Source organism: Agromyces sp. LHK192 (assembly GCF_004006235.1).
GTDB lineage: Bacteria > Actinomycetota > Actinomycetes > Actinomycetales > Microbacteriaceae > Agromyces.
On record NZ_CP034753.1, the window covers coordinates 1,885,938 to 1,898,417 of the forward strand.

8 protein-coding genes and 1 pseudogene are annotated in these 12,480 nt (G+C 72.1%); 7 read left to right on the top strand and 2 right to left on the bottom strand.

Annotated features, from left to right (window positions below; translation table 11 throughout):
• Positions 1 to 13: 13 nt before the first annotated feature.
• The 5 genes and pseudogenes from pabB to holA all read left to right on the top strand — a co-directional run bounded on the left by pabB (position 14) and on the right by holA (position 8,661).
• Positions 14 to 1,468: an aminodeoxychorismate synthase component I gene (gene pabB, locus ELQ40_RS08435; RefSeq protein WP_127793286.1), complete on the top strand. Its 1,455-nt coding sequence runs from the start codon at positions 14 to 16 to the stop codon at positions 1,466 to 1,468.
• A gap of 187 nt (positions 1,469 to 1,655) precedes the next feature.
• Positions 1,656 to 4,250, top strand: a complete 2,595-nt coding sequence (leuS, locus tag ELQ40_RS08440; RefSeq protein WP_127793287.1) for a leucine--tRNA ligase — start codon at positions 1,656 to 1,658, stop codon at positions 4,248 to 4,250.
• A gap of 146 nt (positions 4,251 to 4,396) precedes the next feature.
• Positions 4,397 to 5,170, top strand: a complete 774-nt coding sequence (locus ELQ40_RS08445; protein ID WP_127793288.1) for a helix-hairpin-helix domain-containing protein — start codon at positions 4,397 to 4,399, stop codon at positions 5,168 to 5,170.
• A gap of 449 nt (positions 5,171 to 5,619) precedes the next feature.
• Positions 5,620 to 7,383: pseudogene (locus ELQ40_RS19100) on the top strand (ComEC/Rec2 family competence protein); the annotation flags it as partial.
• Between the two features lie 231 nt (positions 7,384 to 7,614).
• Entirely contained in the window at positions 7,615 to 8,661 is a 1,047-nt protein-coding gene (gene holA / locus ELQ40_RS19105) for a DNA polymerase III subunit delta (protein ID WP_240666029.1), read from the top strand.
• 68 nt (positions 8,662 to 8,729) lie between these two features.
• Here holA and rpsT read toward each other — a convergent pair whose 3' ends face one another.
• Positions 8,730 to 8,990: a 30S ribosomal protein S20 gene (gene rpsT, locus ELQ40_RS08455; RefSeq protein ID WP_127793290.1), complete on the bottom strand. Its 261-nt coding sequence runs from the start codon at positions 8,988 to 8,990 to the stop codon at positions 8,730 to 8,732.
• Between the two features lie 125 nt (positions 8,991 to 9,115).
• Positions 9,116 to 9,868 (bottom strand): alpha/beta fold hydrolase, encoded by a 753-nt coding sequence (locus ELQ40_RS08460; RefSeq protein WP_127793291.1) that lies wholly within the window; start codon positions 9,866 to 9,868, stop codon positions 9,116 to 9,118.
• 76 nt (positions 9,869 to 9,944) lie between these two features.
• Here ELQ40_RS08460 and lepA point away from each other — a divergent pair, with 76 nt between their 5' ends.
• Positions 9,945 to 11,819, top strand: a complete 1,875-nt coding sequence (gene lepA, locus ELQ40_RS08465; protein ID WP_127793292.1) for a translation elongation factor 4 — start codon at positions 9,945 to 9,947, stop codon at positions 11,817 to 11,819.
• A gap of 10 nt (positions 11,820 to 11,829) precedes the next feature.
• On the top strand, positions 11,830 to 12,480 hold the full coding sequence (locus ELQ40_RS08470; protein WP_127793293.1) for a DUF1990 family protein: 651 nt from the start codon (positions 11,830 to 11,832) through the stop codon (positions 12,478 to 12,480).

Below are 12,480 nucleotides of genomic sequence, written 5' to 3' on the forward strand. Positions count from 1 at the left end.
GTACGCTGGTGGGATGCCCCGAACCGTCCGCGTCCGCGAACTCGCGCGCTGGGTCGACCCCGAGCGCGTGTTCCTCGAGCTGACGGCCGGCCGGTCGACGGCGGCGTGGCTCGACGGCGGCATCGACGCCGTCTCGGGGCGCAGCGTCATCGCGGTCGTCGACGAGTCGAGCCCGGAGCTCGTCGTGCACAACGCGGAGGATCCCCGGACGGTGCTCGACGACCTCGCCGCACGGCTCGCCGCGCTCCGAGCCGTGATCGACGACGGAGACGAGGCGCGGGACGGGATCGGCGCCGGCACACGGGACGGGCACGGGGGAGCGTCCGATGCGGAGCGCACCGCACTCGGGTGGATCGGCTGGTTCGGGTACGAGTTCGGCGCACGCGCCCTCGGACTTCCGGTCGCCGCGGCCTCGACCCCCGACGCCGCGTTCGTATTCGTCGAGCGCGTCGTCGTGTTCGACCACGCCGCCCGCCGGGTTCGGCTCGAATGGCTCGACCTCGGGGCATCCGGTTCGGCGTCGGGGGCCGAGTGGGCCGACGTGACGGCCGAGCGCATCGAACGGCTCGCCGACGTCGCGTCGACCGTGCCCTCCCACCGCGGCCGCGCGCCGGATCCGGCGACCCCTGCTCCCACGGTCGACTGGCGGCACGACGACGTCGAGTACGCGCGCATGATCGCCGAGTGCCGGGCCGCGATCGTGCGCGGAGACGCGTACCAGCTCTGCCTGACCAACCGGGTCGACGTCGACGTGCGCCCGGACCCCGTCGAGGCGTACCTCCGGTTGCGCCGATCGAGCCCGAGCCACCACGGTGGATTCCTCCGGTTCGGCGACGTCGCGCTGCTGTCGGCGTCGCCCGAGCAGTTCCTGTTCGTCGAGCGCGACGGCACCGTGTCGACCCGACCGATGAAGGGCACACGGCGTCGCGACGCGGACGCCGAGATCGATCGGATGCTGCGGGCCGAGCTCGCGGCCAGCGACAAGGAGCGCGCCGAGAACCTGATGATCGTCGACCTCATGCGCAACGACCTCACGCGCATCGCGGCGCCGGGCAGCGTGCACGTGCCGGTGCTCCTCGAGACCGAGGAGTACGCGCACGTGCACCAGCTCGTCTCGACGGTCAGCGCGCGCCTGCGGCCTCCGCTCACCGCCGTGGACGCAGTGGCCGCGGCATTCCCGGCCGGGTCGATGACCGGCGCGCCGAAGGAGAGCGCCATGCGGATCCTGTACACGCTCGAGCGCGGTCCGCGCGGCGTCTACTCGGGCGCCTTCGGGACGCTCGCGGTCGACGGCAGCGCCGACCTCGCGATGGTGATCCGGTCGATCGTGCTCACCGCCGACGGCGCGTCGATCGGCACGGGCGGCGGCATCACGGCGCTCTCCGAGCCCGAAGCCGAGATCGAGGAGACGCGCATCAAGGCCAGGGCGCTCCTCGAGGTGCTGCTCGGATCCGACTCGACCGGGTGAGGTCCGGGTCGGTGGCGTCCGGGCGGGCGCGGTGTCCGGACGGGTGACGTCCGGACCGGGCGGCCGGACAGCCGGGCGGCAGGACCCCGGAATCGAATAGGCTGGTTCCTCGGAGTGCGCGCTCCCCGTTCCGCGCGCCCGTCAGCAGGCCGCATCGCGGCCGAGCACGAACACGATTGCGAGACCAGTGGCCACCGAGCAGGACACCACCACGCCCGAGAACGCCGAGCAGGCCCAGCGCGCCGGCGCCTACGACTTCGCTGCGCTGCAGGACAAGTGGCTTCCGCGGTGGGAGGAACTCGACCTGTTCCGGGCGGGCCGTGAGGGCGATCGCCGCCCGCGCAAGTACGTGCTCGACATGTTCCCGTACCCGTCGGGCGACCTGCACATGGGCCACGCCGAGGCGTTCGGCTTCGGCGATATCTCGGCTCGGTACTGGCGGCACCAGGGCTTCGACGTGCTGCACCCCATCGGGTGGGACTCGTTCGGCCTCCCGGCCGAGAACGCCGCCATCAAGCGCGGTGCCGACCCGCGTGCCTGGACCTACGACAACATCGCCCAGCAGAAACGCTCGTTCCGCCGGTACGCACCGTCGTTCGACTGGTCGCGGGAGCTGCACACGAGCGACCCCGAGTACTACAAGTGGAACCAGTGGCTGTTCCTGAAGATGTACGAGCAGGGCATCGCCTACCGCAAGGACGGCATGGTCAACTGGTGCCCCGTCGACCAGACGGTGCTCGCGAACGAGCAGGTCGTCGACGGGCACTGCGAGCGCTGCGGGGCCGTCGTCACCAAGAAGCCGCTGACCCAGTGGTACTTCCGGGTGACCGACTACGCCGACCGCCTGCTCGACGACCTGAACCAGCTCGAGGGCGCCTGGCCCGCCAAGGTCGTCTCGATGCAGCGCAACTGGATCGGTCGCTCGAGCGGCGCCGACGTCGCGTTCGAGATCGAGGGCCGTGACGAGCCCATCACGGTGTTCACGACGCGGCCCGACACCTTGTACGGCGCGACCTTCATGGTCGTCGCCCCGGATGCGGCGCTGGCCGCGGAACTCGCCGCCGGGGCCTCCGCCGAGGTGCAGGCGCGCTTCGCCGACTACGTCGACTCGGTGCGCGCCGAGAGCGACATCGACCGGCTGTCGACCGACCGGCCGAAGACCAGCGTCTTCCTGGAGCGCTACGCCGTCAACCCGCTGAACGGCGAGCGACTGCCGATCTGGGCCGCGGACTACGTGCTGGCCGACTACGGACACGGCGCCATCATGGCGGTGCCGGCGCACGACCAGCGCGACCTCGACTTCGCACGCGCCTTCGACCTGCCCGTGCGCGTCGTCGTCGACGTCAACCAGCCCGTGACGGGGGTCATCCCGGTCATCCCTCTCGACGAGCACGGCGTGCCGATGCTGCCCGAGGACCTGCCGCCGCTCGACCCCGCCTCGACCGGCGTCGCGCTGACCGGCGAGGGCCGGCTCATCAACTCGGGCCCGCTCGACGGGCTCAGCAAGTCGAACGCGATCCGCCGCGCGGTCGAGATCCTCGAGGAGCGCCGACTCGGCGGTCCGGCGAAGAACTACCGCCTGCGCGACTGGCTGATCTCCCGCCAGCGGTACTGGGGCACGCCGATCCCGATCATCCACTGCCCGACGTGCGGCGAGGTGCCGGTGCCCGAGTCCGACCTTCCGGTGCGCCTGCCCGACTCGGCGGGGCTCGACCTGAAGCCGAAGGGCAAGAGCCCGCTGGGCGCCGCGACCGACTGGGTGAACGTCTCGTGCCCGTCGTGCGGCGGTCCCGCCGAGCGCGACACCGACACGATGGACACGTTCGTCGACAGCTCGTGGTACTACCTGCGCTACCTCGACGCGAATGACGACACCCGTGCGTTCGACCCGGCCCAGGCCGAGAAGTGGGCGCCCGTCGACCAGTACGTCGGCGGTGTCGAGCACGCGATCCTGCACCTGCTGTACTCGCGATTCGTGACGAAGGTGCTGTTCGACCTCGGGTACCTCGGCTTCACCGAGCCGTTCACGTCGCTGCTGAACCAGGGCATGGTGCTCATGGACGGCTCGAAGATGTCGAAGTCGAAGGGCAACCTGGTCGAGTTCGCGACCGAGCTCGACGCACACGGCACCGACGCGCTGCGCGTCACGCTGGCGTTCGCCGGCCCGCCGGAGGACGACATCGACTGGGCCGACCTCTCGCCGGTCGGTTCGGCGAAGTTCCTGGCCCGCGCCTGGCGCATCGCCGGAGAGGTGACCTCGAGCCCCGACGTCGAGTGGAAGTCGGGCGACCCGGCGCTGCGCCGGGTCACGCACCGACTGCTGGCGGATGCCCCGGGCCTCGCGGAGTCCTACAAGTTCAACGTCATCGTGGCCCGCCTGATGGAACTGGTGAACGCGACCCGCAAGACGATCGACCAGGGCCCCGGCCCGGGCGATGCCGCGGTGCGCGAGGCGGCCGAGGTCACCGCGATGATCCTCGACCTGTTCGCCCCCTACACGGCGGAGGACATGTGGGAGCGACTGGGGTACGAGCCGTCCGTCGCGCTCGTGCCGTGGCGCAAGGCCGACCGGGCGCTCCTCGTCGAGGAGCAGGTGACCGCGGTCGTGCAGGTCGACGGCAAGGTGCGCGACCGCCTCGAGGTCTCGGCGAAGGTCTCCGCCGACGAGCTGGAGCAGCTCGCTCGCGCATCCGCCGCCGTGCAGCGCTCGGTGGGCGACCGTGAGATCGTCAACGTGATCGTGCGGGCGCCGAAGATCGTGAGCATCGCGACGCGCGGCTGAGCCGACGCGCAGCCGAGCTGATGCGCTGCGCGATGGGCCCGTGTGCGCGTCGTGACTGCTCCCTGACAGGCGGTCGTCGAACGGATCGCCCCACACCTCTCCGCGAGGACCGTGGATGGAGCACCCGGCGACCCTAGCGTCGCCGTATGCCCGAGCCACGAACCGTTCGCGAGCCGGTCGACGGTGGGTTCCCGCCCGACACGAGTGACGGCCTCGCGCTGCTCGATCCGTCGGCGCGTCGTGCGCCACGGCGCGCGCGGATCGCTGTCGGTGCCGCCGTCGTCTGCTTCGTCGCCGCGGTCGCGGTCGCGGCGGTCCTGTCCGCCGCTTCGGCCGGTGGGGGAGTCCAGGAGACCATCGGGCTCGATTCCGCGCACGGATCGGGGCCGGATGCCTCCGCGGGCGACGGCGCGGGTGGATCGGGCGGGCGATCCGGCGGTGCCGGCGGCGGGGAGGCGGGCGTCCAGCCGAACCTGCTCGTGCACGTGCTGGGTGCGGTCGTCGAACCGGGTCTCGTCGAACTGGCCCCGGGCGCCCGGGTGGTCGACGCGGTGTCGGCCGCGGGCGGGTTCACCCCGGAGGCGGATCCCGCGGGCGTGAACCTCGCGCGCCCCGTCGGCGACGGCGAGCAGCTCGTCGTGCCGAAGGCGGGGGAGGTTCTGCCCGGTGCCGGCGGCTCGGGTGAGGCCGGCTCGGGTGCGGGCAGTTCGGCTGCAGCGCCGGCCGACGGGCTCGTGCACCTCAACTCCGCCGGGCTCGCGGAGCTCGACACCCTGCCGCGCATCGGCCCGGCGATGGCCCAGCGCATCCTCGACTGGCGCGAGGCGAACGGCGGGTTCACGAGCGTCGAGCAGCTCCGCGAGGTCGCCGGGATCGGCGACGCCACCTTCTCGGGCCTCGTCGACCTCGTCGCGCTGTGACCGTCGCGACGGATGGACCGGCCCGAGCAGGTGCGGTGCGCGTTCGTGATCTGCGGCTGCTCGCACCCGCGGCCGCGGCGTGGGCGGCAGGATGGGTCGCGACCGGGCTGCCCGACCTGGGGGTGTCGGGCTGGCTGGCGCCGGTCGTCGCCTGGGCGGTCGCCATGATCGCACTGGGCGTCGCAGGGGTGCGCCGTCGTTCCGGATCGGCGGTGTGCGACGTGCTGGCCCGTCCGGCACCGGCGCGGGCCCGTGCTCGATCCGTCGCCGCCGCGACGCTGCTCGTCGCCAGTGCCGTCGCGATCGTCGCGCATTCGACCGCGCTCGGCGTCGCGTCACGCGAGGCATCCCCGCTCGCTGCCGCGGCCGCGGACGGGCGAACCGCGGAGGTCCGCATCGAGCTCACGTCCGCACCGCGCACGATCGCGGTCCCCGCGGCGATGCCGTGGATGGCGGACGGCGCTGCCCGGGTACGGGTCGACGCCCGGCTCCTGGCCGTCGACGGCGAGGGCGGCCCGCCCGTCGCCGTGCGCCTCGATGGGGCCGAACGATCGCCCGACCTCGTGTTCGGTGCTTCGGCCGAGCTCCGTGCCCGGGTCGTGCGGCTGCCCGCATCCGACGGCGCCGCCTTCGTGCTGCGCCCGGTCGGCGACATCCGGACGTCACCGCCGGGTCCTGCGACCGCGTGGGCCGCGCACCTGCGCGCGGGCTTCGCGGCGGCGGCGGAGCGTCTTGGCGGCGACGGCGGTGCTCTCGTGCCCGGGCTGGCGATCGGCGACACCGGCGCCGTCGGGCCCGGACTCGACGCGGCGATGAAGGCGTCGTCGCTCAGCCACCTGACCGCGGTGTCGGGGGCGAACTGCGCGATCGTGACGGCCCTGGCCTTCGCGCTCGCGGCCGCCTGTCGTGCGCCGCGGATCCTTCGCGTCGGGGTCGCGCTCCTCGCGCTGACCGCGTTCATCGTGCTCGTGACCCCCGAGTCGAGCGTCGTGCGCGCCGGCGCGATGGCCGTGGTCGTGCTCGCCGCCACCGCGTCCGGACGACCGGGTGGCGGCCCGGCCGCGCTGTCCGTCGCCGTCATCGCCCTGCTCGTCGCCGACCCGTGGTACTCCCGCGACTACGGATTCGCGCTCTCGGTGTGCGCGACCGCCGGGCTCATCCTGCTCGCGGGTCCGCTCGCGCGCCGGCTCGCGAGGGTCATGCCGACGCGGATCGCCGCGGTCATCGCGGTGCCGACCGCGGCGCAGTTGGCGTGCCAGCCCGTGCTGGTGCTGCTCGAACCCGCGATCGCGAGCTACGGCGTCGCGGCCAACCTCCTCGCGGGTCCCGCTGCTCCCGTCGGGACGCTCGCGGGACTCGCCGGATGTCTCCTGCTTCCGGCTCTGCCGTCGGTCGGGTACGCCGCCCTGCAGATCGCCTGGGCCCCGGCATCGTGGATCGCGCTCGTCGCCCACGGCGCCGCCGGGCTGCCCGGCGCGCAACTGCCGTGGATCGCGGATGCGCCGGGTGCGCTCCTCCTCGCGGGCGCGACCGCAGGGGTCCTGTGGCTGGCACTCGCTCGTCGGCGGCCGCGATGGGCGGTGCGAGCGGTCGTCGTCGTGCTGGCGATCGCGATCGCCGTCCCGGTCGGGGTGCTCGTCGGCGGGCCCGCGCTGCGGCGGGCAGGGGCGCCCGGGGACTGGCTCGTGGCGTCGTGCGACGTCGGCCAGGGCGACGCGGTGCTCGTGCGAACGGGGGGCCGGGTCGCGCTGATCGACACCGGTCCCGACGAGACGGCCCTCCGCGAGTGCCTGCACCTGGTCGGCGTCGATCGGATCGACCTGCTGGTGCTCACGCACTTCGACGCAGATCACGTCGGCGGCGTCGAGGCGATCGAGGGTCGGGTCGACACGGTGCTGCACGGGCCGCCCGACGGGGATCGTTCGTCCGAGGTCCTGGTGCCGCTGGCCGCCGCCGGCGCCGAGACGGTCGAGGTCGTCGCCGGCCGTCGCGGCACGCTCGGCGACGCCTCCTGGGAGGTGCTCTGGCCGCCGACCGGTGAACCGCCCGGCAACGACGGGAGCGTGGTGCTCGCACTGGCGATGCCGGCGTTCACCGGGACCTTCCTCGGCGACCTCGGCGAGGAGGCGCAGCAGCGCATGCTCGGCCGGGGAGACGTGCTCCCGGCCGACCTCGTGAAGGTCTCGCACCACGGTTCCGCCGACCAGTCGGAGCGGCTGTACGACGAGATCGGGGCGCGGGTCGGGATCATCGGGGTCGGCGTCGACAACGGCTACGGGCATCCGACCGGCAGCCTGCTCGATCTCCTGACGGAGGACGGCACCGCCGTCGTGCGGAGCGACCTGATGGGCACGGCGCTGCTCGGCGTCGAGCACGGCGAGTTCGTCCTCTGGACGGAACGCTCGATGACGGCGGCCGAACGTAGACTTGAGCGGCGGCGAAGGATGGGAGCACGGGTGGCGCAACGCACGGCCTCTGGCAGGGGTGCGAGCTCTGCGAAGTCGCGAGTCGCGATCCCGCAGATCGCATGGAATCAGGTCCGTCCGGCCCCGGTCGTGCTCGTCTCCGGGGGAGAGGATGTGCTCGCCGATCGCGCGATCTCGATGCTGCGCGACTATCTGCGCACGGAGGACCCGTCGCTCGAGGTCAGCGACCTCGAGGCCGACGGGTACCGGCGCGGCGAGCTCCTGACCCTCGCCAGCCCATCCCTGTTCGGCGAGCCGCGGCTCATCCGTGTCACCGCGGTCGAGAAGGCCAGCGACGATTTCCTCCTCGACGCCCTCGAGTACCTCGAGTCCACGGCCGAGTCGACGACGGTCGTCCTGCGGCACCGCGGCGGAATGCGGGGCAAGAAGCTGCTCGACGCGATCCGCGCCGGCGGCGGCGACGCCGTCGAGGTGGTCTGCGCGGAGCTCAAGAAGGACGCCGAGAAGCAGGACTTCGTCGTCGCCGAGTTCCGTGCCGCCGGTCGGAGGATCGCCCCGGCCGCACTTCGCGCCCTCGTCGCGGCGTTCAGCGATGACCTCGGCGAGCTCTCGGCGGCGTGCCGCCAGCTCATGGCCGACGCCCCGGGTGACATCGATGAGAAGACCGTCGCGAAGTACTACGGCGGCCGCGTCGAGACGACGGCGTTCACGGTCGCCGATGCGGCGATCGCCGGTCGCCACGGCGAGGCGCTCGTCGCGCTGCGTCAGGCCCTCGACTCCGGCGCCGACCCCGTGCCGATCGTCGGCGCCTTCGCCGTGAAGATCCGCACGATGGCGAAGGTGCACGGCGCGCGTGGAGCGTCCGGCCAGCTGGCCGGCAGCCTCGGCCTCGCTCCATGGCAGGTCGACCGGGCCCGTCGCGACCTGGTCGGCTGGGAGGATGCCGGGCTCGCGCGCGTCATCGAGGCGCTCGCGGCGACCGACGCCGCGGTCAAGGGCGCAGAGCGGGACCCGGTGTTCGCGCTCGAGCGGCTCGTCGGGATCATCGCCGACCGCGGACGCTGAGCAGACCGCCGAAACCAGAACGGGCCCCGCACCTTGGAAGGTGCGGGGCCCGTTTCGCGGTGCGTGCCTTACAGCGCGGCAGCCTGCTTCGCGATCGCCGACTTGCGGTTCGCGGCCTGGTTCTTGTGGATGACGCCCTTCGAGGCGGCCTTGTCGAGCTTGCGGTTCGCGACGCGGACGGCGGCGGTCGCCTTGTCCTTGTCGCCGCCGGAGATCGCCTCGCGCGCGGCGCGGACGACGGTCTTGAGCTCGCTCTTGACAGCCTTGTTGCGCTCCTGCGCCTTCAGGTTGGTCTTGTTGCGCTTGATCTGCGACTTGATGTTTGCCACGTCAGTGTTCTTTCGTTCGTGCGGGTGCGGAAGTGCCGTCGCGAGGTAGAGGGGCTCACGTCCGGCGTTTCGTGCGGGGTGGGACCCACACGCAAGCCAACAGGCAACGATACCAGCTTCGGCGTTCAGGCACCAATGACGGCGCGTCGCCGCACCGCGGAGCGACGCTCGACCTCCGCGACGGCGCCGAGCACGACCGCGGTGAACTCCTCCGGGCGGACGAGGCTGACGAGGTGGGTGGCGCCGGGGATCACGACGAGGCGCGCATCGCGCGCCGCGCGGAGCATCCGTCGTTCCTCGATCCGGAAGTGGTCGTACCGGCCGTTGACGAGCCAGACCGGGCACTGGATGCGGGCGAGGGATGCCTCCGGGTCGAGCCCGCCGACGGCGGTGAGCGCGGGCACCATGACGTCGAGCGCAACGCCGCCCGCCGCGACGTCCTGGACGGCGGACTCGGAGAGCGCCAGGCGGGCCATGCGGTCGTTGAGCGCGCGCCCGCGGTCGGGCATCCGGCCGATCGCCGCGGCGAGCCGCAGGTATCCGGCGAGGGGGAGCCCGCGAGGCCGGGTTCCGCAGGAGGCGGCGACGAGCCCGTCGAGCCGGTCGGGGTGCCGGCCCGCGAAGTCGATCGACAGGTAGCCGCCGAGGCTGAGGCCGACGAGCAGCCGGGGAACCCCGGGTCGTGCGGCGTCGAGCGCGTCGCCGATGGCCGAATCGGCGGCTTCGAGCGAGAACTCCTCACCCATGCGGCTGCCGTGCGCCGGCAGGTCGACCGCGACGACGTCGAGGTCGTGCCGGGCCAGCGGTGCGAGCTGATTGCGCCACATCGTGGCGGAGGTCCTGATGCCGTGCACGAGCACGACCTGCGCCCTGGCCATCGTCCTCCCCTCGACACCGCCAGCGTAACCCGGGCCGGAATCGGCGCAGCCGCCGGATCATGGGAGAATCGTCGGGATGTCTCCGAGAGCCGCTTCCCCGCTGGTGCCCGCCGCCACCGATCCCTCGATGATCCGCAACTTCTGCATCATCGCGCACATCGACCACGGCAAGTCCACCCTCGCCGACCGCATGCTGCAGATCACCGGCATCGTCAGCGATCGCGACATGCGCGCGCAGTACCTGGACCGCATGGACATCGAGCGCGAGCGCGGCATCACGATCAAGAGCCAGGCCGTGCGCATGCCATGGTCGCTGCAGGCTGCCGACGGGGGCCTTCGCACCTACGCGCTGAACATGATCGACACCCCGGGGCACGTCGACTTCAGCTACGAGGTCTCCCGGTCGCTCGCGGCGTGCGAGGGGGCGATCCTGCTGGTCGACGCGGCGCAGGGCATCGAGGCGCAGACGCTCGCGAACCTCTACCTGGCGCTCGAGAACGACCTCGAGATCATCCCGGTGCTGAACAAGATCGACCTTCCGGCGGCCGAGCCGGAGAAGTACGCGCGCGAGCTCGCCGACCTGATCGGCGGTTCGCCCGACGACGTGCTCAAGGTGTCGGGCAAGACGGGCCTCGGCGTGGAGGACCTCCTCGACCGGGTCGTCGAGCGCATCCCGGCCCCGGTGGGCGACCCGGATGCCGCGGCGCGCGCGATGATCTTCGACTCGGTGTACGACCCCTATCGCGGGGTGGTCACCTACGTCCGGATGGTCGACGGCAAGCTGAACCCGCGCGAGCGCATCCAGATGATGTCGACGAAGGCGACGCACGAGATCCTCGAGATCGGCGTGAGCTCGCCCGAGCCGACGCCGTCGAAGGGGCTCGCGGTCGGCGAGGTCGGATACCTCATCACCGGGGTGAAGGACGTGCGCCAGTCGAAGGTCGGCGACACCGTCACCACGGCGACCAAGCCGGCGGTCGAGGCGCTCGCGGGCTACACCGAGCCGCTGCCGATGGTGTTCTCGGGCCTCTACCCCCTCGACGGCAGCGACTACCCCGAACTGCGCGAGGCGCTCGACAAGCTGAAGCTGTCGGATGCCGCGCTGGTCTACGAGCCCGAGACGTCGGTCGCGCTCGGCTTCGGGTTCCGCGCCGGCTTCCTCGGCCTCCTGCACCTCGAGATCGTGACCGAGCGCCTGCGTCGCGAATTCGGCCTCGACATCATCGCGACGGCTCCGAGCGTCGTCTACGAGGTCATGACCGAGGACAAGAAGACCGTCACCGTCACGAACCCGAGCGAGTTCCCGACCGGCGGCAAGATCGCCGAGGTGCGCGAGCCGATCGTGAAGGCGGCGATCCTCGCCCCCAAGGACTACGTCGGCACCATCATGGAGCTCTGCCAGTCCCGGCGGGGAACGCTCATGGGCATGGACTACCTCGGCGAGGACCGCGTCGAGATCCGCTACACCATCCCGCTCGGCGAGATCGTCTTCGACTTCTTCGACAACCTGAAGTCGAAGACCGCCGGGTACGCGTCGCTCGACTACGAGCCGGCCGGCGACCAGGCCGCCGACCTCGTGAAGGTCGACATCCTGCTGCAGGGCGAGCAGGTCGACGCGTTCAGCGCGATCGTGCACCGCGAGAAGGCGTACGTGTACGGCACGATGATGGCGGAGCGGCTCCGCAAGCTCATTCCCCGCCAGCAGTTCGAGGTGCCGATCCAGGCCGCGATCGGCGCGCGGATCATCGCCCGCGAGAACATCCGGGCCATGCGCAAGGACGTCCTCGCGAAGTGCTACGGCGGTGACATCACCCGCAAGCGCAAGCTCCTCGAGAAGCAGAAGGAGGGCAAGAAGCGCATGAAGATGGTCGGCCGCGTCGAGGTGCCCCAGGAGGCGTTCATCGCCGCGCTCTCAGGTGACACCGAGACGAAGAAGGACGCCAAGAAGTAGGCTGTCCCGGATGTCTCGCCGCAGCACCTTCACCGACCAGTCCGTCACCTACGGGGGGATCGGCGCGACGCTCGACCCTGATTTCCTGCGTTACCCGCCGGCCGGCTTCCGCCCCGCGGAGGACTCGGTGAAGCTCGGTTCGGGCGCGGATCGGTTCGAGCGAGCGGCCGAGGAGCTCATGACCTGGGGCATCCAGCGCGGCTCCGGATTCGACGTCGTCGAGGTCACGGCGGGCACGGGTGCGCAGTACACGGGGATCTCGTTCGACGAGACCGGTGCGCCGCTCGCCGAGCAGCCGTCGCCGCAGACCGAGCAGCGGTTCGCCGCCGACGGCACGGCGTTCATCACGGCCGGAGTGACGGCGACGCTGAAGCCGCGGGGCCGGCTCGCGGGTCGGCCGGTGCCCGTGCTCGTCGTCTACGTGATCGACGAGCCGAAGCGGGTCGGGTTCGCCTACGGCACGTCGGGTCGCGCGCGGGAGCACGGCGAGGAATCGTTCATCCTCGAGCACCGCGACGACGACGGCGTCTGGCTGACCGTGCGGTCGGTCCTGCAACCCGCGGGTGGAATCGGGCGCGTCCTCGCGCCGTTCCGCGGCCGACGCCGGCGAGAGGCGGTTCGGCGCCAGCTTCGAGCGCTGCACCCCGCCTTCCCGGGCTGA

Coding starts and splice junctions, on each gene's coding strand:
- holA (WP_240666029.1), top strand. CDS start 7,615: ATGGGAGCACGGGTGGCGCAACGCACGGCCTCTGGCAGGGGTGCGAGC.
- pabB (WP_127793286.1), top strand. CDS start 14: ATGCCCCGAACCGTCCGCGTCCGCGAACTCGCGCGCTGGGTCGACCCC.
- ELQ40_RS08470 (WP_127793293.1), top strand. CDS start 11,830: ATGTCTCGCCGCAGCACCTTCACCGACCAGTCCGTCACCTACGGGGGG.
- ELQ40_RS08460 (WP_127793291.1), bottom strand. CDS start 9,868: ATGGCCAGGGCGCAGGTCGTGCTCGTGCACGGCATCAGGACCTCCGCC.
- lepA (WP_127793292.1), top strand. CDS start 9,945: ATGTCTCCGAGAGCCGCTTCCCCGCTGGTGCCCGCCGCCACCGATCCC.
- ELQ40_RS08445 (WP_127793288.1), top strand. CDS start 4,397: ATGCCCGAGCCACGAACCGTTCGCGAGCCGGTCGACGGTGGGTTCCCG.